This is a genomic window from Prochlorococcus sp. MIT 0801 (assembly GCF_000757865.1).
In the GTDB taxonomy this organism is placed as follows: domain Bacteria; phylum Cyanobacteriota; class Cyanobacteriia; order PCC-6307; family Cyanobiaceae; genus Prochlorococcus_B.
In genome coordinates, this window is sequence record NZ_CP007754.1 from 404,874 (window position 1) to 430,386 (window position 25,513).

23 protein-coding genes are annotated in these 25,513 nt (G+C 36.9%); 11 read left to right on the forward strand and 12 right to left on the reverse strand.

Annotated features, from left to right (window positions below; genetic code table 11):
• Positions 1 to 11 precede the first annotated feature (11 nt).
• Positions 12 to 854: a pyrroline-5-carboxylate reductase gene (gene proC / locus EW15_RS02165; RefSeq protein ID WP_038651362.1), complete on the forward strand. Its 843-nt coding sequence runs from the start codon at positions 12 to 14 to the stop codon at positions 852 to 854.
• On the opposite strand, the gene EW15_RS02170 is transcribed toward proC, so the two are convergent.
• From EW15_RS02170 to hpf, 4 genes are all read right to left on the reverse strand, one after another.
• Positions 745 to 2,019: a glycosyltransferase family 4 protein gene (locus tag EW15_RS02170; RefSeq protein WP_038651365.1), complete on the reverse strand. Its 1,275-nt coding sequence runs from the start codon at positions 2,017 to 2,019 to the stop codon at positions 745 to 747. The genes proC and EW15_RS02170 overlap by 110 nt on opposite strands.
• Positions 2,020 to 2,144: 125 nt before the next feature.
• Complete coding sequence (gene recO / locus EW15_RS02175) at positions 2,145 to 2,942, reverse strand: DNA repair protein RecO (protein ID WP_038651368.1); 798 nt, start codon at positions 2,940 to 2,942, stop codon at positions 2,145 to 2,147.
• A complete protein-coding gene (gene deoC, locus EW15_RS02180; RefSeq protein WP_038651371.1) occupies positions 2,942 to 3,625 on the reverse strand; it encodes a deoxyribose-phosphate aldolase in 684 nt (227 codons plus the stop codon). Before deoC ends, recO begins: the two co-directional genes overlap by 1 nt.
• An 11-nt stretch (positions 3,626 to 3,636) precedes the next feature.
• Positions 3,637 to 4,221 (reverse strand): ribosome hibernation-promoting factor, HPF/YfiA family, encoded by a 585-nt coding sequence (gene hpf, locus EW15_RS02185; RefSeq protein WP_038655015.1) that lies wholly within the window; start codon positions 4,219 to 4,221, stop codon positions 3,637 to 3,639.
• On the opposite strand from hpf, the gene lipB reads away from it, so the two are divergent.
• The 5 genes from lipB to queA all read left to right on the forward strand — a co-directional run bounded on the left by lipB (position 4,204) and on the right by queA (position 10,173).
• A complete protein-coding gene (gene lipB / locus EW15_RS02190; protein ID WP_038651374.1) occupies positions 4,204 to 4,929 on the forward strand; it encodes a lipoyl(octanoyl) transferase LipB in 726 nt (241 codons plus the stop codon). The genes hpf and lipB overlap by 18 nt on opposite strands.
• Before the next feature lie 44 nt (positions 4,930 to 4,973).
• A complete protein-coding gene (locus tag EW15_RS02195) occupies positions 4,974 to 6,947 on the forward strand; it encodes an AMP-binding protein (RefSeq protein ID WP_038651377.1) in 1,974 nt (657 codons plus the stop codon).
• An 80-nt stretch (positions 6,948 to 7,027) separates the two neighbouring features.
• Positions 7,028 to 7,462, forward strand: coding sequence for a YlqD family protein (locus EW15_RS02200; RefSeq protein WP_011823206.1), 435 nt, complete (start codon positions 7,028 to 7,030; stop codon positions 7,460 to 7,462).
• A gap of 189 nt (positions 7,463 to 7,651) precedes the next feature.
• Positions 7,652 to 9,022: a dihydrolipoamide acetyltransferase family protein gene (locus EW15_RS02205; RefSeq protein WP_038651384.1), complete on the forward strand. Its 1,371-nt coding sequence runs from the start codon at positions 7,652 to 7,654 to the stop codon at positions 9,020 to 9,022.
• Between the two features lie 53 nt (positions 9,023 to 9,075).
• Complete coding sequence (gene queA, locus EW15_RS02210) at positions 9,076 to 10,173, forward strand: tRNA preQ1(34) S-adenosylmethionine ribosyltransferase-isomerase QueA (RefSeq protein ID WP_038651387.1); 1,098 nt, start codon at positions 9,076 to 9,078, stop codon at positions 10,171 to 10,173.
• Between the two features lie 9 nt (positions 10,174 to 10,182).
• On the opposite strand, the gene cysK is transcribed toward queA, so the two are convergent.
• From cysK to EW15_RS02225, 3 genes are all read right to left on the reverse strand, one after another.
• Positions 10,183 to 11,169: a cysteine synthase A gene (gene cysK, locus EW15_RS02215; RefSeq protein ID WP_038651390.1), complete on the reverse strand. Its 987-nt coding sequence runs from the start codon at positions 11,167 to 11,169 to the stop codon at positions 10,183 to 10,185.
• An 88-nt stretch (positions 11,170 to 11,257) separates the two neighbouring features.
• Positions 11,258 to 12,724 (reverse strand): PLP-dependent transferase, encoded by a 1,467-nt coding sequence (locus EW15_RS02220; RefSeq protein WP_038651393.1) that lies wholly within the window; start codon positions 12,722 to 12,724, stop codon positions 11,258 to 11,260.
• Complete coding sequence (locus EW15_RS02225; protein ID WP_038655017.1) at positions 12,721 to 13,890, reverse strand: PLP-dependent aspartate aminotransferase family protein; 1,170 nt, start codon at positions 13,888 to 13,890, stop codon at positions 12,721 to 12,723. Before EW15_RS02225 ends, EW15_RS02220 begins: the two co-directional genes overlap by 4 nt.
• 451 nt (positions 13,891 to 14,341) lie before the next feature.
• Here EW15_RS02225 and EW15_RS02230 point away from each other — a divergent pair, with 451 nt between their 5' ends.
• Together EW15_RS02230 and EW15_RS02235 are read left to right on the forward strand one after the other, a co-directional pair.
• The gene (locus EW15_RS02230) at positions 14,342 to 14,575 is read left to right on the forward strand and encodes a DUF1651 domain-containing protein (RefSeq protein ID WP_038651396.1); all 234 of its coding nucleotides are present in this window, start codon (positions 14,342 to 14,344) and stop codon (positions 14,573 to 14,575) included.
• Between the two features lie 262 nt (positions 14,576 to 14,837).
• A complete protein-coding gene (locus EW15_RS02235; RefSeq protein WP_038651399.1) occupies positions 14,838 to 15,347 on the forward strand; it encodes a hypothetical protein in 510 nt (169 codons plus the stop codon).
• 438 nt (positions 15,348 to 15,785) lie between these two features.
• Here the strand turns inward: EW15_RS02235 and EW15_RS02240 are convergent, their stop codons facing one another.
• Positions 15,786 to 17,285, reverse strand: a complete 1,500-nt coding sequence (locus tag EW15_RS02240; protein WP_038651402.1) for a deoxyribodipyrimidine photo-lyase — start codon at positions 17,283 to 17,285, stop codon at positions 15,786 to 15,788.
• 167 nt (positions 17,286 to 17,452) lie between these two features.
• On the opposite strand from EW15_RS02240, the gene EW15_RS02245 reads away from it, so the two are divergent.
• Positions 17,453 to 17,656, forward strand: coding sequence for a hypothetical protein (locus EW15_RS02245; RefSeq protein WP_225866586.1), 204 nt, complete (start codon positions 17,453 to 17,455; stop codon positions 17,654 to 17,656).
• Positions 17,657 to 17,936: 280 nt separating this feature from the next.
• Complete coding sequence (locus EW15_RS11525) at positions 17,937 to 18,065, forward strand: hypothetical protein (protein ID WP_255327227.1); 129 nt, start codon at positions 17,937 to 17,939, stop codon at positions 18,063 to 18,065.
• Between the two features lie 14 nt (positions 18,066 to 18,079).
• Here EW15_RS11525 and EW15_RS10745 read toward each other — a convergent pair whose 3' ends face one another.
• Complete coding sequence (locus EW15_RS10745; protein WP_156095712.1) at positions 18,080 to 18,244, reverse strand: hypothetical protein; 165 nt, start codon at positions 18,242 to 18,244, stop codon at positions 18,080 to 18,082.
• A gap of 197 nt (positions 18,245 to 18,441) precedes the next feature.
• On the opposite strand from EW15_RS10745, the gene EW15_RS02255 reads away from it, so the two are divergent.
• The gene (locus EW15_RS02255; protein WP_156095714.1) at positions 18,442 to 18,615 is read left to right on the forward strand and encodes a hypothetical protein; all 174 of its coding nucleotides are present in this window, start codon (positions 18,442 to 18,444) and stop codon (positions 18,613 to 18,615) included.
• 172 nt (positions 18,616 to 18,787) lie between these two features.
• Here the strand turns inward: EW15_RS02255 and EW15_RS10750 are convergent, their stop codons facing one another.
• The 3 genes from EW15_RS10750 to EW15_RS10755 form a co-directional block, all read right to left on the reverse strand.
• Positions 18,788 to 18,967 carry a hypothetical protein gene (locus EW15_RS10750; protein ID WP_156095716.1) on the reverse strand — a complete coding sequence of 60 codons (180 nt, stop codon included), beginning with the start codon at positions 18,965 to 18,967 and terminating at the stop codon, positions 18,788 to 18,790.
• Positions 18,968 to 18,970: 3 nt separating this feature from the next.
• Entirely contained in the window at positions 18,971 to 22,210 is a 3,240-nt protein-coding gene (locus EW15_RS10295) for a DUF4214 domain-containing protein (RefSeq protein WP_052041147.1), read from the reverse strand.
• Between the two features lie 301 nt (positions 22,211 to 22,511).
• Positions 22,512 to 25,448: a DUF4214 domain-containing protein gene (locus tag EW15_RS10755; RefSeq protein WP_197049696.1), complete on the reverse strand. Its 2,937-nt coding sequence runs from the start codon at positions 25,446 to 25,448 to the stop codon at positions 22,512 to 22,514.
• Positions 25,449 to 25,513: the final 65 nt, after the last annotated feature.

Consider the following 25,513-nt stretch of genomic DNA (forward strand, 5'->3'; position numbering starts at 1 on the left):
GATTAAATAGATTGGAAATTTCTATTGGGATAATTGGCCTTGGCAGTATGGCTAAGGCTATTGTTTCTCCTCTTTTGGAGAGAGGGGAATATCATCCTCAACATGTTTTAGGAATTGTTCGTAGGAGCTCAAGTATTGTATCTGCATTGAATGATCTTCCAAAGGAAGTAAAAGTAGTATCTAGCCAAGATTCTTTGTCTAAAGAAGTATGGAAAGCCCCTTTGAAAATATTGGCTGTAAAACCTCAACAACTCAGCCAAATCAAGGAATCTGTTTCATCATTTCAGTCGAATGATCAGTTTCCTAAACCGTTATTAATTTCAGTGTTAGCTGGCATAACCTTGAAAAGGCTTAAGAAAGCTTTTCCTAGGCACACATGTGTAAGAGCAGTACCCAATACCCCTTCTCTTGTCGGCCAAGGGCTTACTGGTTTGGCCTGGCCAGATGATATGACTTTGGATCAAAAGCAAGTTGTTAGAAAGATTTTTGAACCTATTAGTGAAATTTACGAGTTAGAGGAGCAAAAGCTTGATTCTTTTTTGGCTTTAACTTCTTCAGGACCTGCCTATATAGCTTTAGTGGTTGAAGCAATGGCTGATGGGGCTGTGGCCGCAGGATTGCCACGACACTTATCCAATCAATTGGCTCACAAAACCCTTTCAGGCACAGCATCCTTGCTAAGAGAAAAAAGTTTGCATCCTGCTGAGCTTAAAGATATGGTCGCCTCTCCTGCAGGTACTACAATTAGTGCTCTTCGACACCTTGAACTTGCGGGCTTGAGATCCGCCTTGATTGAAGCAGTTGTTTTGGCAGCTCAGAAGAGTCGTCAATTGGCTGAAGAGGTTTCGAGTTAGATGACCTAAGAATATTTGCATATAGAGTTTCAAGTGAGTCAATATTTTGTTGAAGTGTATATTTTTCTTCTACTCTCAAACGAGCACGTCTACCCAATTCGCGGGTTAGCACTGGTTGATCGCGTAAAACAGGCAATAGGGTCCTTAATTGAGAAGTAACCCCCTCAGTGTTAAGTATGATTCCTGCTCCATTTTTTAGAACTTCTCCATCTGCTCCAGCATCTGTCGCGACGCATGCTGTTCCAGTTGCCATGGCTTCGAGTAAAGCGATAGATAGTCCCTCTACAAGACTTGGAAGTAAAAACACCTCAGCGATTTGGAGAAGAGCTACTCTTTTCTCTTGATCAGCTTCGTATCCCCACCAAATCACATTATCTTCTTTATTAAAGGTTGAATGATTTTCGAGTGTTGGCCTAAGTGGTCCATCGCCTACTATTACTAGTCGACATCCTTTTGGCTGGACAAATCTCCATGCACGTAATAAGGCTTCAACATTTTTTTCAGAAGCTATTCTACCCATATAGATAAATATTCTCTCAGAGCCGAGCTTTTCTCTTAATTCAAGTTGAAGCTCATTTTGTGAATTGCTTGGCTCAAGGGGGTTCCATTTCTTTATGTCAATTCCATTAGGGATTACTTCGAGTCTGCTTTTTTTAACTCCTAGTTTTGCGAGAACCTCTGCTTGCAAGTCTGAAAAAACAATGACTTTGTCATACTTAGCTAATGATGGTGCATAAAGTTGGTAGGTAAGTTGCTGTGTGTTTGCAGTTAGATTTCTGAGCTTTGAATCGAAAGCGGGGTGAAAAGTTGCTATCAAGGGTAGATTAAGTTGATGACAAAGCTCAGGTAGTCGAAAATCCAATGGAGAGAGAGTTAGACTCGCATGTACTAAATCAGGTTTAAGTCTTGAGAGAGATTCTCTAAGCTCTCTTTGAGCATTTAAAGAAGGGATTGTATAAACCTGAGATTTTATTAAATAAGGAAGACTTACATCAGGATCATTTGCTAGTAGGGAAGTTTTATTATTCCCATCTCTCATTGGGTTATCAAAGTGAATAAAACTGGTTTGATGTCCTCTTTCTCTAAGCTCTTCAGTAGTACTCAGTCCATAACAGACGTTCCCGCAAAAAGGTGTTTTTTTGCCTAGCCAGGCGATATGGGTCAAACTCTAAAAAACCGGTATTTCAAACTAGCAGTTACCCTAAATTTCTTCTCAAAGTATTGTAATAGTTAATTAATTTATAAATAAAAATTCTTAACTATTAATTTTCCCCCAATTTATTGTCATACTTAATTATTTAGATCATTACTAATTATTATCTCTCTCATCATTTGAAGAGATGTAATTCTTCTTTGTAAATGAGTTTCAATCCAGGCTTCAACAATTTCCAGCAGCTTTAACCAGACATTTTTAGGACCTAATAATTTTCCATTACTGTGGAAAGGTACTTTTTCTAGTAAAAGTCTTTGAAGTAAAGCTAGTTCAGATGGATTCAGCTCAGTGCGTGCATTAGGCATTGTTCCAATTGCAAAACCTTCTTCAGGAATAAAGCTACACCTCCAGTTCCATTCTCCAATAGGGGGTATAAGTTTGAAGCCAGAATGACAACAGTTTTGAAGTGGTAAGCAATATCCGCCTAAAGCCAATAAATGAATACACGATTGAACGCTTATTGCTAAAGCTTCTAATGAATCAAATTCTGTTTTATGTAATTCATCTAATCTATTTAAATGTATTAAAACCAGATTAAGTAAATCTTGTTGCGGGTCTTCATTCCCAACCATAATCATAATTAGCTCTGAAATTGCTTGTGCTGCTGAGAGTGTTTCGATGCTTTTCCCAAGGTTTCCATAACTCTTAATAATCTTTATTTGCGTAACTCGCCTAAGATTTTTTTTTCCGACTATATGTAAATCTAACAAATTAAAAGGTGATGTCGCTCCTAGTCTGCTTTTTGGTTTTCTTGCTCCTGGTATTGCAAGACGAGATATTCCATTTTCTTCACTAAGTATGGTTAAAAGCCTGTCATTTTCGCCGAGAGGCCCAACTTTTAAAGACAATCCTTTCATCCTCTGATTTGAATTCATTACTCCTTTTCCTTTTGTCCTTGGGTAATTTCAAAACCAAAACTTGTTCCAATATATGTTGACCCTGCTTCAATGAGTTCAATTGCTTGATCAAAAGTTTTAATTCCTCCAACAGTTTTAATTGAGCAGCGATTCTTAACAATTTTAGAGACATGATTGGTTTGCTCTTTTGAGATGGATGGACCAAAACCGTTACCTATTTGAATTCCAATTGCGCCTGCATCAATTAAAGCATCTATTGCCATAGAAAGTTTTGATGAGTTGAAGATTATATTTGCATCAATTATTACTCTTACTGGAATACCAAGTTCACTTATTTGATTTATTTCTTCAGCAAAAAGTTCTATATTTCCTTCTTTTAAAGCAAAATAATTTGGAACAAGATCTAACTCTTCTGCTCCTTTCTCTATTGCATACTCGGCTTCTTTTTGTTTATTAGAAGTTGGGATGAAGCCAAAAGGGAAAGCAATTAATGATATCAATTTTGTATTACTTTTGCTCCCTAACCTTTCACGTGCAATTGGTAGAGTTGTAAGACTAGTGCATAAGCCTGCGAAGCCACTTTGCTTGGATGCATCACAAGCCTGGACAATCATTTCTTTATTGAAATGAGGATTTAGGACTGCTTGATAAATTACATTAGAAATATTGGCATGTGCTTCTTCCAAGCTGTTTTTACTCATTTGATTAGTATCTATATTTTTTCTTGGATTACGCCATATCCTCCGTGATTTCTCTTGTAGATGACTCGTAAAGCTGACCCTTTTTCCTCTCTAAATAAATAGAAGTCATGATCAATCAGGTCTAATTGGACTCTTGCTTGCTCAATTGTCATAGGTTCCATCTCAAAATATTTGCGTCTTACTCCTGGGCTAGGTAGATGTGGTTCTTTACCTTCAATGAGTGAATGATCTGAGGAAGAATAATTTTGAGTTTCTTCGTTTTGGACTGATTTCGTTGACTGATTATTATGTACATTATGACTATTATGTCGCTCTTTGTACTTACGTAATTGTCGTGCAAGTTTATTTGCTACTAAGTCAATGCTTGCATAAAGATTTTCACTTCTTTCTTGGGCTCTTATCACTGTTCCATTTGCAAAAACAGTCACCTCAGCCGTCTGTTGTGGTACTCGAGGATTTCGAGCGACTGAGAGATGGACATCAGCCTCTTGCACCAATTCTTGGAAGTTGTGAGTTGCTTTATCAATTTTTGTTTTGGTGTAATCACGAAGTGATGGAGTTAATTCAAGATTGCGTCCATGAATAAGAAGCTTCATTCTGTTTTGCCTGAATCAGGGCCTAATAGCAACTTAGATCTAACCCCTCAACTTGCACAATCTTCTTCCGCTTTTCTTTTTGAACCTAAAAAAATTGTGCCATTTGAGACTGCGTTAGGTTGGCAGAAGAATTTTCAGAAAAGCCTTATTGAGGAACCGTTCTCACCACAAGCAGTATGGTTACTTGAGCATTTTCCTTGTTTCACAATAGGTAGAGGTAGCGACAAAAAAAATTTATTATTTGAAGAAAATAAATCTCCTTTACCAGTTTTTAGTATCGAGAGAGGAGGTGAAGTTACGCATCACATGCCTGGACAGATTGTTGGATACCTGGTTCTAAATTTAAGTCTTCACAAAAAAGACTTATCTTGGTATTTGAGAGAATTGGAGCAAGTGCTGATTGATGTTCTTGACTTGTTGGGCATAGATGGGAAGAGGCTAGATGGATTAACAGGAGTTTGGTGTGAAGATAAAAAGGTTGGTTCAATAGGAATTGGTTGCAAGAGATGGGTGACTCAGCATGGATTTTCATTAAATGTAGATTGTGATTTAATTGGTTTTGAAAAGATAATTCCTTGTGGACTAGATAATATGAAAGTAGGGAAATTGAGTGATTGGATACCTGGCATCAAAGTCTGTGACGTTACGCCTCTTTTAAGGGAATCTGTTAAAAGACGTTTTAAATTGAACTGGGAAAAAATAAATTAACCTCTTTAAATATCACTAAAAAAATAAAAAATTATTTTTTTGCTATGACAAAAACTAACTCAAAAAAAAATATATTTTCTTCTGAGGATGCTTTGGCTTTTTGGATCCCTAATAGGAAAGAGGAACAAGCAATTAATAGAAGATCTCATCTTAATAAGATCACTCAAGTTGATGAGATTTGGGAACTATTAAAAGTTCAGTTAGGGGAGGTATTGGCTGTTGATTCACCAAATACTTTCCACCCAGAAAGCTTTACATATGAAGAACTTGCAGAAAATATTTCTATGGCAGCATCTGCTTTTTCTCAGGTCGGAGTAGAACCTGATGAGGTGGTCGCTCTTTTTGCCGAAAATAGTCCTAGATGGCTCATCGCCGATCAAGGTCTTATGCGAATAGGTGCAACAGACTCTGTTAGAGGTGCGACTGCTCCATCAAGTGAACTTAGATATATTCTTGAAGACTCAAATGCGGTTGGATTGATTGTTCAAAACTCCGATGTATGGGGAAGACTTTCGCTTAATGATGATCAAATAAATAATTTGAAATTTGTTCTTCAACTTGAGGGTAAAGCTTGTGAAGGCGTTTTTGAATGGGAGACTTTTATGAAGAAAGGATTGAATATAGAAAATGTAAGTAAACAGGAGAAAATAATTGATAGGCAACCAAACAGAATAGCAACCATTTTATATACTTCTGGAACGACTGGTAAACCTAAAGGAGTTCCACTAACACATACTAATTTATTACATCAAATTAGATCACTAGCTTGCGTAGCGAACCCTTCTCCAGGTGCGCCTGTATTAAGTGTCTTGCCAATTTGGCATTCATATGAACGTAGTGCAGAATATTATTTTTTTTCTTGTGGTTGTACTCAAACATATACATCAATTAGGCATCTTAAGGAAGATTTGCCAAGGGTTAAGCCAATAGTAATGGCAACAGTTCCAAGGCTTTGGGAGTCAATAAAGTTAGGGTTTGAGGATGCTGTTGATAAAATGCCGAGACTGAGAAAGACCTTGATAAAAAGTGCGATTTCTAATAGTAAGGCATATAAATTGGCACGAAGAAAACTTTATTTTTTAACTATTGAGAGTGTTTCTAGTTTTGAACAAATTATCTCTTGTATAGAGATTCTTTTACGGTACCCCATTCATAGAATTTCCTCTATTTATCTATGGCCAAAAATCCTTACCAAGATTTGTGGAGGAAAATTGAGATTCCCAATTAGTGGTGGAGGTGCAATTGCTCCGCATATTGATTCTTTCTTTGAAGCTTTAGGTGTTGAATTATTAGTTGGTTATGGCTTAACAGAAACTAGTCCAGTCCTTACATGTAGAAGGCCTTGGAGAAATATACGTGGGGGTGCAGGTCAACCATTGCCAGAGACTGAGATAAAAATAGTAGATCCTGAAACATTCCAAATAAAAAAACTGCGTCAAAAAGGTTTGGTTCTTGCGCGTGGTCCTCAAATAATGTCTGGTTATTTAGGAAAACGATCTGAATCGAAGAAGGTTTTAGATGCTACCGGCTGGTTTAATACTGGAGATTTAGGGATGTTGCTTTCTGATGGATCCTTAATCCTGACTGGAAGAGCAAAAGATACGATTGTGCTAAGTAGTGGAGAAAATATTGAGCCTGGACCTTTGGAGGAATGTTTGATTGCTAGTCCATTGATTGAGCAGGCTTTGCTATTGGGTCAAGATCAAAAATATCTTGCTGCTTTGATTGTTCCAAGAATTGATCACGTAAAAGAATGGCTGGCAGAAAGGGGTGTGAATTCAAAAGTTGTTCTTGGAATATCTCATGAAAATTATGAATTAAGACAATCTCTAAAATTGGAAATGAATCAAGCACTGGCAAATCGTCTCGGATCTAGAAGAGAAGAGAGATTATTTTCAATTGCCTTGGTAGAGCCATTTACAATAGAAAATGGTTTGTTAACGCAAACTCTTAAGCAAAAACGTGAAAAAATTATCCAACGTGATTTGAAACTTGTAAATGAAATATATGGTTTGTAATTTGTTTGTTTGGCCAATTAAATTGACCAATACTATCTTTTACTGAGACTCTATGGGTCTAATCATGATTTATTGATCAGGTGGACTCAATTTCTATAAAACGTTCTATAACTGTCAGAGCAGTTGTAACACCTTCATGGAAAGAGGAGGCTGAGCGTGAATTAAGTAATGCAATATCAGCAATAGATCAGCAACTTGGTGAATTAGAAAAAGAAGGACAACAAATTGTTGATGGTATTAGACGTCAGAGCTCTAATCCTCTTGATCCAAGAGTTCAAGAGCAAGTCGCTCAAGTTCAGAACCAAGTTGCTTCGAAGAGATCAGAATTTGAAGAACAAAAAAGAAATCTTCTGTCTCAGCAATCTCAAGTTCGTGAGTTGGAGATGGAACAAATCGTTGAGCAAGGACAAATTGACAGCTTTTGTGATTTAAAAGTTGGTGATAACTTAGTCAGTAAAATGGGTGTGAGTATTTTAGTCAGAGATGGCGTAGTAGAGGCAATTGATCAAGATTGAAATTTGGTCGAACTACTATTAATCCAAAAATAATTTTTGATATTAAGAAGAAATCCACATAAAAAAAACTATCGTTGTAAGGACACTCATGTAGAACTAACATTGGTATGTATTGATACTTGCAAAGCTTCTAGATAGAAAATTTTGAAGCCTTGCAAAAACTCTCCATAAAGGAAATAGGAACAAATTATGGCCACTCATGACATCTTTATGCCTGCTTTAAGTTCAACGATGACTGAGGGCAAAATAGTTGAGTGGCTAAAAAAACCTGGAGATAAAGTTGAAAGAGGTGAGTCAGTTTTAGTTGTTGAGTCAGATAAAGCTGATATGGATGTTGAGTCTTTCCAAGATGGCTTTCTTGCTTCGATTGTGATGCCTGCAGGCAGCTCTGCACCTGTTGGAGAGACAATCGGATTGATCGTTGAGACAGCAGATGAGATCGCTGCGGCTCAAGCAAATGCACCTTCTCCTTCCACTCAATCAAGTAGTAAAGAAAAAGAGAGTTCATCGCCTCAAGTTCAAGAAAAACAAGCCTCTGTTGACTCTCCCAAAGCAACAGTAGTTACAAAGGCATCGCCTGCACCTCTTGTTTCAGAATCCTCTGTAAATCAGGATCAGTTTTTAAATGATGGTCGAATAGTCGCTTCCCCAAGAGCTAAAAAACTTGCTTCTCAAATGGGAGTGGATTTGGCAACTGTTAGGGGCTCAGGACCTCATGGACGAATACAAGCTGAGGATGTTCAAAGTGCAAAAGGGCAACCCATAAGCGTTCCTTGGATCGCAGAAAGTAATGCTCCAGCGAAAATCGTTTCTGACGTGCCTCGCATAGAAAAAAAATCTGTTGACTCTGGTAAGCCACCTGCTCCAGGGAAAAGTTTTGGATCTAGAGGAGAAACAATTGCATTCAATACTCTTCAACAAGCGGTAAATCGGAACATGGAGGAAAGTTTAAATACTCCTTGTTTCAGAGTCGGATATTCAATTCTTACTGATGAATTGGATGATCTTTATAAACAAGTTAAACCTAATGGAGTAACTATGACTGCTTTACTTGCTAAAGCAGTTGGCTTAACCCTGGCTAGACACCCCCAGGTGAATGCAGCTTTTAGTTCTGAGGGGATTGCCTATCCTTCACAAATAAATGTAGCCGTTGCAGTTGCGATGGAGGACGGAGGGTTGATAACTCCAGTGCTGCAAAATGCTGATAAGACGAGCCTTGCTGATTTATCCCTACAATGGGCTGATCTTGTTAAGCGTGCGAGGAATAAGCAATTAGAACCGCAAGAATATAGCAGTGGAACGTTTACACTCTCGAATCTAGGTATGTTTGGTGTGGATCGTTTTGATGCAATTCTGCCCCCAGGGACTGGAGCAATTTTAGCGGTAGGAGCTTCATTGTCTAAAGTTGTTGCTTCTAAAGATGGTTCGATTTCAATCAAAAAACAGATGCAAGTAAATCTTACCGCTGATCACAGAGTGATATATGGGGCTGATGGAGCACTATTCCTGAAGGATTTGGCATACTTAATCGAAAAGAACCCTTATAGCCTTTCGTCTTGAGATTTAATTAGTTGAGCTACAAGTGATTTTTTCTTACTTTAACCTCATTTGATGTGTTAGATCAAAAAGATAATCTTTTAAGCTCATATAGCTATGATTTACCAAATGACTTAATTGCTCAATCACCTACCAAGAGTAGGCATGATGCTAAATTGATGATTGTTAAAGATGGCCTCGATGATTCTTTAAACCTTGTGCATGCAAAGGTATGGGACATAAAGGATATCTTGAAGACGGGTGATCTTTTAGTTGTTAATAATACGCGAGTTGTTAAAGCAAGATTGAAAATTCGTTTGTCAGGAGGAGGGACAGGTGAATTATTGCTAATGGAACCGAGGGGTGACGGCCGATGGCTTTGTCTTGGTCGTCCTGCTAGGCGTATGAGAGGAGGTGATCAATTGTGGTTGGATACGTCACCAGATAATTCTTTAATCTTGAAAGTTATTGATAAGGATGAGAGAACAGGCGGAAGAATTATTCAATTTTCAAATGAGTTTACTAGTTGGACGGAAATGGAAACTTTACTTGATTTATGTGGAGAAGTCCCATTGCCTCCATATATAGATAAGGACAAATCTAGTGGTCATGAGGAAAGCTATCAGACTAGATTTGCTTCGAAACCAGGAGCCATAGCTGCTCCCACAGCGGGCTTACATTTAAGTGATGAACTTATAGAAAATTTAAAAACGAGAGGTATTAAAATTGCTCAAATTACTTTGCATGTCGGCTTAGGAACTTTTAGACCATTAGAAAAAGAAGATTTATCTCAGTTGCATTTACATAGTGAGTGGATAGAGGTTACTGAAGAGACCATCAAAGCGATAACTAATTGTAAGGAGGATGGGGGAAAAGTCTTTGCTGTTGGCACTACAAGTGTGAGAGCCCTTGAGGCTACTTACCTTTCAGGAAGAGGAACTTTGGAGCCGTATGAAGGTAAAGTGGATTTGGTAATTAAACCAGGATTTAAATTTTCCGTCATTGATGGATTGCTCACTAATTTCCACCTACCTAAAAGTTCTCTATTACTTTTAGTTAGCGCTCTAATTGGTCGAAAACGTATGTTGAAACTTTATAAGCATGCTATTTATAATAAATATCGATTTTTCTCTTATGGAGATGCGATGTTGATAACACCGGAGTCAGTTATATAAACTCAAAAGTCAAGCTAATGATGGTTCTTTAATAACGCCTGTAGGAACATTCTCAAACATTATGGATGAGATATATCTTTCGGCAAGGTCAGGTAGAACTACAACGATTGTCTTTCCAGAGAACTCTTCTTTTTCGGCCAATCTTACAGCCACAGCGGCAGCAGCACCACATGATATCCCAACTAGTAGACCTTCTTCTTGTGCTAATCGTAATGCCATTGCAATAGACTCATCATTCGAGACTTGCTCAACTTGATCGACTACGGATAAGTCAAGATTCTTAGGAATAAAACCAGCCCCAATGCCTTGAATTTTGTGAGGTCCTGGTTTTACTTCTTCTCCATTGAGAGTTTGTGTTATTACTGGGCTATGAGTGGGCTCTACGGCAACAGATAATAATGAATGATTTTTTTCTTGCTTTATGAAGCGAGAAACACCTGTTATTGTGCCACCGGTCCCGACGCCAGAGACTAAAACATCAATTTGACCATCGGTATCATCCCAAATTTCAGGACCTGTTGTTTTGAAATGTATTTCTGGATTAGCTGGATTATCAAATTGTCCTGGCATGAAGTATTTTTGAGGGTCGCCATCTGCTATTTCCTTCGCTTTCGCTATGGCGCCAGGCATTCCTTTCGCTGCTTCAGTAAGTATTAATTCAGCACCAAGAACGGCCATCATTCTCCGACGTTCAATTGACATGGACTCAGGCATTGTGAGGATTAACTTGTAACCTCGAGCAGCAGCTGTATAAGCAAGGGCTATTCCAGTATTTCCAGATGTTGGTTCAATAATTACTTTATCTTTATTGAGTAAACCTTTCTTCTCAGCATCCCAGATCATATTCGCTCCAATTCTACATTTGACGCTGTAGGCAGGGTTACGGCCTTCTATCTTTGCAAGTACTGTTGCTTTTGCGTTTTTTGTAATCGAATTAAGCTTAACTAATGGTGTATGACCAATAGCAAAACTATTGTCTTCATAGATTCTGGACATTTTTTTAATGACTTAATTAACTAATACTCTAAATCTATATAAGAATCTCGGTAATTGGTTATTTAGATAATCTTTATTAGTGATTTTTTTATATTGCTGAATTAAATCTTGACCATAATTCATCTTCATTTTCTAGCCCTACTGATACTCTTAATAAGTGTTCTGAGACGCCACAACTGTCAGCCCATTGCAATTCTTTAAAGTGAGCCAACTGAACGTATGGACAAACCAATGTAAAATTTGTACCTAAACTTGGTCCTTTGTTTACTCTTAATGAATCATAAACTCTTTTTGATTCTTCAATCCCCCCTTTAAGTTCAAAAGATAATAGACATCCATAACCACCTCCTTCCCTTAATAGCGAATTAAAATTTTTACAATGTTGAGGATGTAAAACCTTTGAAATTTCTTTTTTTGTTTCTAATTTTTCTTTCAGCTTTAAGCAAGATGTATTTAACCTTTTTAAGCGATCCTTTACGTCTCTACTAGTTAATGCCAGCTCAATAGCATCTGAATCAGATAGTGTAGATAATGCAACTTTAGGAATTATCTCAGTTAATTCTTTTTTCCATTTAGAGTATGGGCTAATGACAGAGCTGCCAGCAAGAATATCTCCTCTTCCAGCAAAACTTTTTGTAAGAGAACTAAAAATCACATCTGCGTAAGGAGTTAAGTGAACATTTATAGATGAACCGATTGTATCGTCAACAATGACAGGGATATTTTTATCTTTGGCTAATTTTGAAATAGATATGAGGTCAACACATTGCAATAAAGGGTTGCTTGGTATTTCTATGATTAACGCAGCTGGATTCTTTTTGTCGATCTCTTCTTTTATATGACTTAATTGTGTTTGTACAATGAGATCACTCCCTTGGAAAATATTCTGAGGTAGTTTGAGTACATCAACATATGGGAAGCCTATTTGAAGCGTCGAAGACTTCCCTTTGATACAATATATCCCTGAAAGAATAGTCGTTAAGGCAGCCATGCCTGAGCGGTGTAGTCGTATAAGACTTTTATGACAATCGTATATATTTGCCAAACGATTAAGAAGTTCCTCTCGAGCACAATGACCATCCGAGGTCGAGGGTCTTTTCTCTCTTCCTAGGGCAATTGCCGCTTCACGTGACGACAATCCAAGACCAGTGTGTTGCCAAAAAGCTTTTGCTGAAGGGGAACTCCTTTGGTCAACAATTAGACAGGAAATACCAAGAAAATCTTTTATTTTTGAGGAACAATCCGAATATTTTCGATGACAATATTGTTGTGCACTCAATGCAGAAGCTCTATTGGGATAGGGCCAACTACTTTGGTGTGATTCACCATGAAATGCAAGTGATTTTCGAGCTACCTCAGCAACAAACGGATGAAACCCAAATCTAGGATAAATTGCCTTTAATGAATTTAAACAGGATGGAACCTTCTCTTCGTATGCGATTACATCTTCCCATCTAGGCAATGCAACAGATACAGCATGTGGCCTGCTCGGTAGAGGCTCTCCTAAATCTTTGGAGCTCCAGCAAGGATCAATAAGTAAATTTCTTTCAGTCAAGAGATAGTTCCCAAGGCTTGATTTAAATCAGCACTTAAGTCTTCAATGTCCTCACATCCAACAGAAAATCGAATAAGTGAATCAGTAATTCCAATTTTTAATTTTGTTTCTTTGGACACTGAAGCATGTGTCATTGTGGCTGGATGGCAAACAAGACTTTCAATTCCTCCGAGACTTTCTGCCATTTTGAAGTAATGCAGACTTTTACAAAATGAATAGGTTTGAGCTTGGGTTGTGTTAGCAGTTGCAGTAACAATTGCTCCTCCCATAGCCATTTGTCTTTTTGCCAATTTACATTGTGGATGATCATTCCTGAAAGGATATCGAACATATTTTATTGCTGGATGGTCGGCTAGTTGATTAGCTATTGTAGATGCATTATTAACTTGTCTTTCTATGCGAAGTGGAAGAGTTTTTATTCCTCGTGTAATAAGCCAGCAATCAAAGGGAGAAGGGTTTAATCCAAGAGCTTTCTGGGCGAAATTTAGCTTGTCTCTCCAGATAGCACTCTCGGTGCATACTGCACCTCCAAGTGCATCTGAGTGACCATTGATAAACTTGGTCGTGCTAGTTAAAGATAAGGTCGCTCCAAGTTTAAGAGGTCTTTGTAATAGAGGTGTTGCAAAAGTATTGTCTACAACAACAGGTATTTCCATTTTATTTGAGAAATGACAAATCCCTTCAATATCAATAATTTTAAGGAGTGGGTTAGTAGGACTTTCGATCCAAATCATCGCGGGTTTGTGATTTGAAATGACTTCTTGGAAATTGGGTTTAGTAAAGTCTATCCATTGAGTTTTTAATCCAAAACGATTAAAAACTTGTTCAAATAATCTCACCGTACATCCATAAAGGTTCTCCTCACAAAGGATTAAGTCTCCAGTCTTTAGAGTGGAGACTATTGCTGTGATCGCAGCGACTCCAGAACTAAATACACTTGCGAACTGACATTCTTCCAGATCAGACAAAACTGATTCAAGAATTCGAAAATTTGGATTTCCTGAACGAGTGTAGTCAAAGCCACCTTCATTGCCATGAACGAAGGTTGAGGTTGGAAAGATTGGCGGCATTATTGATCCGGTTCCTTCAGAAAAATTCTCTTTGTGATGAATGACTCTTGTGTTTACTCCAGTGCTGAACTCCTTGTCTCTTTTAACTGATCCCATATCCTTTAGTAGTTTTTTATAGGCTATAGAAGAATATGAAAAAGCCCCTAGAAAAGGCACTATAATTAAATTTAATGATAAAGAAGCTATGTGTAGCCCTATACCTTTCTTTAGTAAAACTATATACCAATAACAGTAAGCAAAGATAGAGAAAAAAGAGTTTGACTTGGGTTGGACAGAGAAACGATACATATCGCACAATACGCACGAAATAAATCCGTCTTCTGCTATCCGTACAATCTTTTAACTCGCTAAAACGATCTCTCAAGCTTGCATAACTGCTGTTAGATCAGTTGTGCAAGGCGAGGAATAACTCAGTTATAGCTTTACTCGCTAATTAATGTTTGATCTCTTTGTATAGTTATTGAGCGTTTTGGACGAATGCTGGACAGGAATCAGAACACAAAGCTCCTGTTCCTAGTACAATTGTACTAGCAGGTAGATCTGAAGGATGAAGCGTGATGGATGGCTTAAAGAGCCTAATGGATTTTGGGTTTTGAGATTTAGGTATGACTGGGAGGCTTGGGGTCAGAACCCTAAGGTCATTATCGACAAAGGTAGGCTTGAATGCAATGGAATACCTCTACTTAAGAGTCGTAAGAAAATGCGTAGGAACCTAGCGATTCAGTTGTGGGAGAAGCTTTTAGCGGCTGGCTGGCGAAGAACCAATCCTCAGTGGAAATAGCCGCAGAGAGAAAGGTTATTACCTTTTTGCATGTCTAAGCCCAGCCCGCCCATGATCGGCATTGAGTGCTCGTCTATGCCTGATAATAGTTCAGAACAATATCTTGAATTATTAGAGCCATAGTGGGTTGTAAACCTGTGGTGCTCGGTCTTAGGTATTTTTAGAGAGGTTTAAATCATTGTTGATTGCGTATCTATAAGTATTTATTATCTGGTTTTGTATTCGTATATGCGATAGACAGGATTAGTAGAAGATATTAGAGATGCCTGTCGCCACTTTTCTAAAGAATAAGCAAAAGAGAATTGAATCCAAATATCATCAAGTTGCAAAACGATTTGAGTCAAAATATGAGTTAATTCACCGGAAGTTAACCTCAAAGTTTCATAGAGAATCAACTGAAACAGAACTCATTCGTTTTAAAATTCATAATTTAATGGCAAAATCTACAGAATCTATTGAAAGCAAAATTAAATCAGAAGGATTTATTCATGTCTTCTCAAGAAAGTCTTTTAAAAATATTGATAGGTTTTATCCAGATATTCTTGATTGGATTCAAGGTAGATTCTCAGGACAAACAGTACGAATGATTGTAAGAGAGGGCAAAATTGTTGAGAAGGTTTTTTTAACTCCTAAAGGAAATAGAATTTTTGTTAAGAGAAGTGATCTAGAGATATGGCTTAGATCGATGCCGACTATACAAATAAAGCTCAGGTTAAGGTTCAGATCGATGCCGACTATGCTTCTTGACTTAAGACCTCTTGCAGTACAGTAAGTCTTTCGTAAGGCTCTCTGGAGGTAGTTGTATCAATTTTAAACGTGTCATCTTTTTCTCTTTGATACTCGTTAGACTTTGTTCCAATGTAGTTGCCATTTATATAACTAGCATTAACCGCAGATAAATATAATTGATTCGCATATGATCGATTATAAGACGACATTCACTTTTACAATAATAAATATAGAGTTTTCTGATTGAATTTCATTTGATCTAGATTTAATAAATCCCGTCATGCCAGTAAAAAGCATTTGTACTTCACTGGTAATTGACCAAAATCATGGAAATCATAGATTACTAGATCATCTAGTCTTTCTTAAATCAAATGTTGATGATTGTGAATCTAACTTGATCCAATCCACCTCAAGCTTTCCTCTGTTGGCTTGATTTTTTACCTTTACCAATGATCTCAGTAGACTCATCAGCCCTGCAATTTTAAAGCTTGAGGGTTAATTGTTTATGTAGAACGGGATTGTTTTGCTTCTTTTTCAACTTTGACTTTCTCCTTTTTCTTGAGCTATGTTTCTCAAGGATATTATTAGCGATGTCAAAGAAGCCTGGTTTATTTCTTATCTCTTTTAGCTTTGCTCGTGCTGTATTTGTACTAATAATTGGATCTACAATAGGGAATGGATAATTTTTTCCAAGAACTAATGATGAATCATCTTGATGAAATAGATCAATTTTCCATGGTGCATGGATGAATTTGCTTGGAAGGTATTGTAATTCTTTTACCCAAGTTCGAATAAATATTCCCTCTGGGTCATGATCATATCCTTGTTTAATTGGGTTATAAATTCTCATCGTATTAATCGATGTCGTACCCGATTGCATTTGGCATTGTGTCCAGTGAATTCCTGGCTCGTAGTCAATAAATTTGCGTGCTAGGCATAAGCCACTCTCTTGCCATGGAAGCCATAGTTGGTAGCTAGCAAATGACATAAGCATTGCTCTCATTCGGAAATTAATCCACCCATGACTATTTAGGGATCTCATGCATGCATCTATAAAAGGTATTCCAGTTAGACCTTGACTCCATGCTTTTAAAAAAATTTGATTTGACTTCCTGATACCACTCATGTATGGATGGTACTCACGACTTTCTAATTCAGGCTCTGATTCAAGCTTTTGAATAAAATGGCAATGCCAATGTAATCTTGAGTTAATTGCTCTAGATCCTCTTTTCTTCGTTCTTCTAATTGTCTGGACTACCTCTCTAACTGATAGACAACCCCAAGTTAAGTAAGGCGATAAGCGAGAACATCCATCAAATGCTTTTAAAGGACTTGATAGAGAATATTGATAATTATCTATTTTGTATTTCAGAAACTCATATAGTTTATTCAGCCCTTGCTTTCTTCCTCCTTGAATTCGATGACTACATTTATCTAAATTTAACTTTAGACTTTTAGAGGAGGGTAAATTATGACTTGGAATATCAATAAAGTAATTTACTCTTCTGGGATCATTGATGAGTTCCTGTGACATATGTTGTTCCCACTTTCGAGACCAATTTTTACGTGTTTTGAGACCTCTAAAAACACCAAATTGTCTGTATTCATACCAGTGTATGTTTTCGTTTTTTGTAAAACGCCTTAGATCTTGATCACGTTTAAATGTCCATTCATTGCCGGTTTCTTCATGACTATAAATACCTTTAACATGAAACCTTTCCGTAAATTCTTTAATTACATCTTCGATATTCCCAACTCTTATAATTAATTTCAAACCAATATCATTTAATGAGTTGTTTAAATCAATTAAACATTCTCGTACAAATTCCCATTGTCTTGAAGAATGATCAGGTAATTTCCAGAGATCTGGTTCAATAACAAAGATTGGTATTACATTCTCGGTTTTAAGCGCTTCATTAAGTGCTTCATTATCAAATGTTCTTAAGTCTTTTTTGAACCAAACTAGATTTATCGTCTCCACTTTTTAAAGTTAAACAAGATTGTAAACTAAAAGTTCATGAAAAATTTTATCTAAAAGTTGATTTAGTCGTGAGTAATTAGGAATAAAAAAGCTTTCGTTTGAATGTTCTTTTCATATTCATTTAACAAGTAATAACCACGGTGCTTTTTTGGCTTGAATAAGATCCGATGATGGATATTAGTCATCGACTCATCATTGCATGGGCTACTCAAAGAGTAAATTACCTCGATGAGTTACAGAGGTATGAAGATAGTTATGCAGTTAGCCAAGAATTTTGTGAGTGGACAACATCATTCAATGTCTACCCTGAAGTACTTCAAGCTGCAACACTTAAAGTACCAACCTTTAATAAGGAAAACCGTGCTGATTAACCAACTCGATAGCTCAATTACCTAGTCAAAATATTCTTTACGTTGTGTAGGTCAGTCAATCACCTGCATGTGATTAAAGAGGGTTTTGCAATGCACCTTTTTGACACCCACCTAGGGCCAGGGAAATTGTTCTTTATAGCAATTTCCCTTTCTCGATAAGAAGTTAATCAAATTCATTCTAATGAGCCACCACAATGCCTCTTTAAACTTTTCGCATGCACCTAATAAGCATAATGTTGCATTTAGAGAGAAGTCTCTGCATGAAATATAAATGCAGCTTATGAATAAACAAGAACTAAGGCTTAGATATATACAGCTCATGAATGATGCACAAAAGATACTTGGTAGAGATGAGGCTATTGACTTGATCAAAGAATCTGAGGTGATCTGGGAAAAACTTAGTGCTTAGATAGTTATTTTTGTTTAACGCTTGTTTTCCCAATAACTCTTTGCAGAGTCAATCATTTTAACTATTTCGCTATCAGGACAACCAGTTTGCTCTTGCAGCAATTTGCATTGAGAATTGATATCTCTCCAGATTTCTCTGATCTCGATAAATTGTTCATCCGTGAATTGGAAGTGATTCATGTTCCTAGATTTCTTTGTTTATTAATAGATACGAGGAATGCCAAAATAGCAACTCTTATTTTATAAGTTACTTTTATTAGGACTCATTTATTTATAAATAGTTTCTATTCCTATTGGCTTTAAGGAGTTAACCGAACATTGAAAACTCACAGTTGCTAATCAGTTGATAGATCATTAATGATAACTAATAGGTGGTTATGAAAAAATTCATTCCTTACTTAATTTTTTCGGCAACTACTCTACATACAGTTCTTGGCATTTCACCAGTAATGGCATTGGGTTGTAGCTCACATTCAGACAAAGCTGAGGTTGTCTGTGAGGAAGGAGATACCGATTGTGAGGAGAAAATTTCTGCTTCAAAAATCAACTAAAACAATGCCAAAGGATATTCCAGAACTTTATGAATCTATTTTAGAAGCTTCTTAACGAGGTGAATTATGGGGGATAAGTTCAGAACAAAGCCATCTGACACAACTGGAAATTGACCTCAATTCTTGTATGAATAGTTAAGACTTATTGTTTTCTGGTTTGAAATTTTTTCATCTACATCAACTGCTCCTCTAAAAGCTTTTGTTCTCTTTCTTGCTTCGGTGGCAATGGTATCTTGATATTGCATAGATCTAATTCGAAAACTCCTCCTGCACCAAAGTGATTGGTGTCTGATTGTGAAGGAGAAGGGAAGAGAAGTGAAGTGGTTAGAGCGACTATCAAAAAGTTATTCATTAGTTAACCAAACCCAGTCATCTCAGTAAATAATCCTTTATTTTCTGCTGATTCTGCAAAGCCTAAAAGAACTTCATATCTTGTTTCTGCTCCGCTATTTAATTGACCTACCCAATAATTGTGACCATTGCTATCGGCTGCTCTATTAAGTATGTCTCCATACAAATTATCTATATATTCTTGATTAGTTAAATGATTTGATAACTCAACATAATTTAGTTTGTAGTTAATATTTGGAGCATGAGAAATATTTGAGCTGTTGATATTTGTTGTATCTGGTTGTCTTAGATTGTCTAAAGAATAATCTGATAAATTATCCAAAGTTAGACCAGTAATAACATCTATTGAATTGCTTGGATTGCTGACAGGACTTAATTGAAGATTACTTGAGGTACTACTGAATTTTGTAATACTATTTTGGATCTCTGAAAGTGTCGCAACTGTTGAATAGCCGATTTCATTAATAAATGTTTTTGCCTCGGTAAGGTTATTTCCTGTAATCCAAGGACTAGTAGATGCTGGTTGATAGGCAAGTATATCGGAAGTACTTTTTCTTATTTCATATGTATATTGAATAGCAGCATTTGTTTTATGAGTTAACGTTTTTTTATCGACTTCGCTCCCATCATTATTTAGGGCAGCCCAAGTTAAATCGTTTGCAATTGAAGCAAGTTCAAGATTTCCTGAATCGATTTGACTAGACCAATAAGTTAATCCTGCGGTATCTCCATTTCTATTAAATAGGTTTAAATAGATTTGATTGACTTGAGCTGTCGTACTTAGATTTCCATTAACCGAATTAAATTCAGGTTGCAAATACATATTTGCAGCAAAAGCTTTTTTAGTTACTTTTTGGCCCAGCCAATAATCTAATCCATTTGGATCACAAGGTCTCCCAAAATAACCAATATATAATTGTTGTAATTCAGTTGATGTCGCAGATGTAGAAGAGGTATTACTTTCATCTTCTACATCAGTAATTACTACTCGAAACCAATTTGAATTATTTACATTCTCATTAGTGTCAGTAGAGTTAATACTCATTATGTATAAATTATTATCACCACCTGCTTGCGGGTTTTCATAGTCAAGATTTCCATTAATAGACAGAGATCCTGTGATTGGGTCTATTGAAAAATGTTGATAATCATTATTATCAAATAGTTGTGATATAGACCAAGTGACTTCTTCATTGGCAATGAATCTGTAAATTTCTTGGTTAGTACCTTCTTGAATATCTATGGATGTCGATGAAGCAAAAGTGCCAGAGGTAGTGGAATAAAGTACATCATTATTTACTCCATAGATGATTGGTTTTTCCGTATCCCCTTCTTCTAAAGCATTAACAGACAGAGTGAATGCTTCGGCATAGGTTTCACCACCACTATCAGTTGTTTGTAAGCGAATCTTGTAGGAGGATTTTGTTTCGTAATCCGGAGAGGCTTTAATTTTTAAGGATGATCCATCAATCGTAAAGGAGCTGTTATCTGTATCATCAGTACCGGTGACTAAAGAGTAGGTATGCGTATCGGATGTATCATCATCTGTCGTAGAGAGAGTTGCGACCGTAGAAGCAGCAGCAATATTTTCATTAAAACTGCTTGAAGATAAGGTTAATGCTGTAGGTGTTTCATTGAGATCATTCACCGAGAGTGTGAAAGCTTTAGCGTAGGTTTCACCACCACTATCAGTGACTTGTAAGCGGATATTGTAGGAAGACTTTGTCTCGTAATCAGGAGAAGAATTTATCTTTAAATATGTTATTGCTACTCCTTTATAGATGGTGAATAAACTGTTATCGGTGTCACCATTACCACTGATTAAAGAGTAGGTTCGTAGATCGGAAGTATCAGCATCTGTACTACCTATTGCCGAGACGATTGTAGAGGCAGCAATATTTTCATTGAAACTTGTTGAGATTAATCGAAGGTCTGTAGGCGCTTCATTAACATCGGCAATAGTAGTCTCAATCCATTGATTAGAAGAATTCCCAGCGAGGTCTGTCGCTTTTACATATATCGAATAAATGCCATTGGAATTGCTATCAAGATGATTTTCATAATCAGGAGCATTATTAAATGTTAATAGACCAGTAGTGGAATTAATTGAAAAGAATGTGGGGTCATTTCCTCCATTAATTGACCAAGTAACAGCTTCGTTGGCAGTAAAGGTATGAACAGTTGTCGTATTCTCATTGATTGTTTTCTTACTATTTTCCGCACCAGCACTTCCTGAAGGACCCGTAATTAATGGCTTTATCTCATCTGTAGACGTATCATTAATGGATATTGATTTTGTTTTTTCGCCAATTGATAATGTGAAGTTTTCTGTGCCTTCAGTTTTTTGATCTGTACTAATACCAATACTGAAGGTAGCCTCACCATTTTCATCAATGGTTGTTATTCCGCTAAGTGCACCACTTGAGAAATCAGAGGAGGATACTCCACTTAATGTATATGTATATTGTGTATTCTCTTCCTTTTTATGAGTTTTAAAAGTGAATGAAATACTGCTACCTTCATTTACACTGTTAGCAGATGTTATCGTCGCAAAACTCTTGTCATATAGATAATTATTTAATTCTCTTTCTTCTAATAACCAATCAGAGTGTGCATTGAGTGCACATGCCCAACTATTAGTACTGACTACTCCAATTACTTGATATTCAAGGCTTGCACCTGAATACACATAGACAGGACCACCTGAATCACCGCTGTTAACTTCAATATCACTAGTATTCCAAGAAAAGAAATTATCTATTGAATTTTTATAAACTATACCTTCGTCATACATCAACCTGTAATTGTATTGACCTGGATGTCCAAGTTTTGAAGCAGTTCCACTATCAAAATCAAATTTCAAACCCATCCAACCATAAGTGGAACCAATATCTGTCCCGAGAGAAATTAAGCCAATATCTTTCTCTAGTTCTAATAGTGTGCCGGGGACACCATCACCTGCAGTTACTAACTCATCACCATTTTCGTCCCAATCAAATGTGTTATACCATTCGGCATTATAATAAGTATTTGAACTGCTGTTAGGGTCGTATGAAGGATATATCCTACATGCATCCGGCAAACCCCCTAGCTTCTTATCATAGATAACATGAGCAGCAGTCAGGATATCATTTTCTCCAATAATAATACCGCTACCTGAAAAAGTTTCGCTTCCATAATCAGCCTCTATATATACAACCCGCCTGAACGGTGAAATATCGTCATTTACTTCGTAAGTAGCCATATCTTGAAACTTCTTCTTTAATTAAATATCATTGATTTTTTTATGATATATTATTCAAGATTAATCCAGTAAATCGATATTAATTCTGATTGTACCATGTAACTTGAGATCTATTGGTATCAATAAGATTAAAGGGCGTTAAACTTAGCTGCTCACGTATAATCTGCACATAGTTGGATTGATACAAAGAGAGATATTTTATTCCTCTCAGCATAGCTAAAGAGTAGTGGTGTCTGGGGTATATGATAGGTGATTCGATCAATAATGATCGTGAAGAAATTTGTGGTGGATACTTAGGTGTTTAACCAAAACCTGTCATTTCAGTAAAGAGAGTCTTGTTTTCAGCTGATTCAGCAAAACCCAAAAGCAATTCATGTCGAGTTTCAGTACCGTTATTTAAATTGCCAAGCCAATAGTTATAGCCCTCTTGGTCATAGTCTCTACCTAAGACATTGGTGTAAAGAGTTTCTACATACTTTGCGTTAGTCACATTATCTCCATACCGCTGTTTAAATTCAGCAGAGACAAGAAATGATTGTGCAACAGCACGTTCATCATTCTCTCCAGAAGAATATTTGCCAATCCAATATTTCAAACCATCCGCATCAGGAAGGCGTTTAAAGGAAGCATTATATAAACGGAACATACGCCCTGAATCTGTATCTAAACCAGTGACTTGATCAAAGGTTCCTTTGATATCTGCGATGGCACTCACATCACGGAACGAACTGGTGCTTGCCTCTCCGCTAAATTTTAACGATGGATAACCAGTGATGTCGTCATAACCAGAATCAGTTTTGATTTCATATTTTCCATTACCTTTGTTATAGAACTTGTAATCACTAAATTCACCGGTATAAGTTTTCACTACGTCTACTTTGGATTCTTCTACGGTTTGATCTGAGAACTGAATATATTCAATATTTTTAAGAGTATCGGTTCCATCAGTTGTTCCAGTCGTCCGTTGATCTGAGATTTGTAGCGTATCTGTGCCACGTGTAAAGCTGTAATTAGAAAACTTGCCAGAATAGATCAACGTGTCAGTCTCTGTTCCGCCGTCTAAATAGTCATTTTTTGAGGTGCTTGTTATTGTATCTTTTCCTGTTGTTCCAGAAAGTTCATTTAAATCGTTGACAGTAAGCGTTTTAGTGAATGTTGCTTGACTTGGAACTGAGTACTCTCCATTGGGCAGAACAGTGGGTAATTTATATTGAGTGTCGGTTAAAAGTGAGTACAGCTTTGTATCTGTGGATTGTACTTTTGCTGATGTATTTGGTGTCCATTCATTTTTGATAGAGTCAAGTCTTCCAGTAAAATCTTGAGCTCCTAAGATAGAGGTCAAACCCCAGTAGAAATACTCCGTTGCTTGAGTAGCATAATCACTTGTTTCGTCATAATAGGTATACCAGGCGCCAGCGGGATAAGAGCTAGGTATTGTTTGAAAATTTCCACCTCTTGCAATGTCCATGGCTTCAGTTAATAACGATGTTGTATTAACAGAAAACGCCGTTGGGTATACTTTGGCATATCCATAGTCGGTAATTAAATGCAGGACTTCTTCTAAAGAAGCATCAAATTTACCTGTGGCGGCACCGTTAGGGATTGTTTCTTCTCCAAAGAGGTTTTGTGCATTTAACCCTGTACTTTCTAAAACACTTAAATCTGCCGAGTCATTTTCTGCTTCGTCTTTGAACATCACTAAGGTCGCCTTGCTATTAATCATTGATGTGATAACCGCACTATCATCAGCTACTCCGTCTTCGTCATTATCAAGATATTCAGCCATGATTTTCGCAGCATGCTGTATATCACTATCAAGAGTTGTTGATGTTGCGTAAATTTTTATCCCAAAGACCTCTGCCTCTTTTGAAAAAGTCTGAGATATACCACTTGGAGCATCACTCGAAATACTTCCAATTGAAAATGCTTTAGCTTGCTTCTGACCACTATCAGTAGTTTGTAGCCTGATGCTGTAGGAAGACTTTGTCTCGTAGTCAGGGGCTGCTTTAATTTTTAGAGATGTACCATCAATGGTAAATGAATCGTTATCAGTATCACCAGTGCCAGTTACAAAGGAGTATGTATGCGTATCTGAAGAATCAGCATCTGTTGTGGAGAGAGTTGCGACTGTAGAAGTAGCTGCAACATTTTCATTAAAACTAGTTGAGGATAATGTTATGGCTGTGGGCACTTCATTAAGATCGTTGACTGAGAGGGTGAAAGCTTTAGCGTAGGTTTCACCACCGCTATCAGTAGTTTGTAGCCTGATGCTGTAGGAAGACTTTGTCTCGTAGTCAGGGGCTGCTTTAATTTTTAGAGATGTACCATCAATGGTAAATGAATCGTTATCAGTATCACCAGTGCCAGTTACAAAGGAGTATGTATGCGTATCTGAAGAATCAGCATCTGTTGTGGTGAGAGTTGCGACTGTAGAAGTAGCTGCAACATTTTCATTAAAACTACTTGAAGATAAGACTAGTGCTGTAGGTGCGTTGACATCAAGAACCGAAATAGTAACTGTTTGCTTAGCTATAGTTCCAGAACTATTACTTGCTTTGACGACTGGGACATAATCATTATTTGTATCACTATCAGTAGGAGTTTCATAATCGGGTGCAGTTTTAAACGTTAAAGCACCTGAACTTGAATCAATACTAAATTTAGACGCATCATTTAAATCACTTATACCTAATAAACTTTCATTCGTTGGAATATCAGAGAAAGTAAATGTTCCATCGATTTTCTCTAGATAGTAATGATCTAAATACTCAGTTCCACTACTGTTTATATATTTGAAATCAAAACGTAACGAGTCTGTCCCATTCCATTCATCAATCCAATATTGCCTAGATCTTGTAGTGGTATCTCCTCTATAGTCATTGCCATTCTGCAGGCTACTTCCATCTATTTGAACGAACTTATCTTGAGCAGAATCATATGAAAAAGTGGACAGACTTTTAAACCCTTTTGTTCCATCATCGTTTCCACCAACATCAAGGAGAGAATTTTCTGCTTGTGTTTTAAATGTTAAGGCAATATCTCCAGATCCACTATCTTTGACCTCACCGCTTTTAAAAAAGTTTTGAGTATCAGTTATTGAGGCAGAAGAAAGTGACCAGGTAGCACTTTCAGTTGCTAAAAAAGTATGAATAGTTGTTGAATTCTCATTGATGGACTTAGTGCTTGTCAAATCAACAGCACTTCCTGATGGACCTGAAATTAAAAAGGAGGATGACACAATATCAATGGTATTTATCAATAAAGTAATATAACTCTTTTTGATACTTTGTAAGTGTTTTGCTT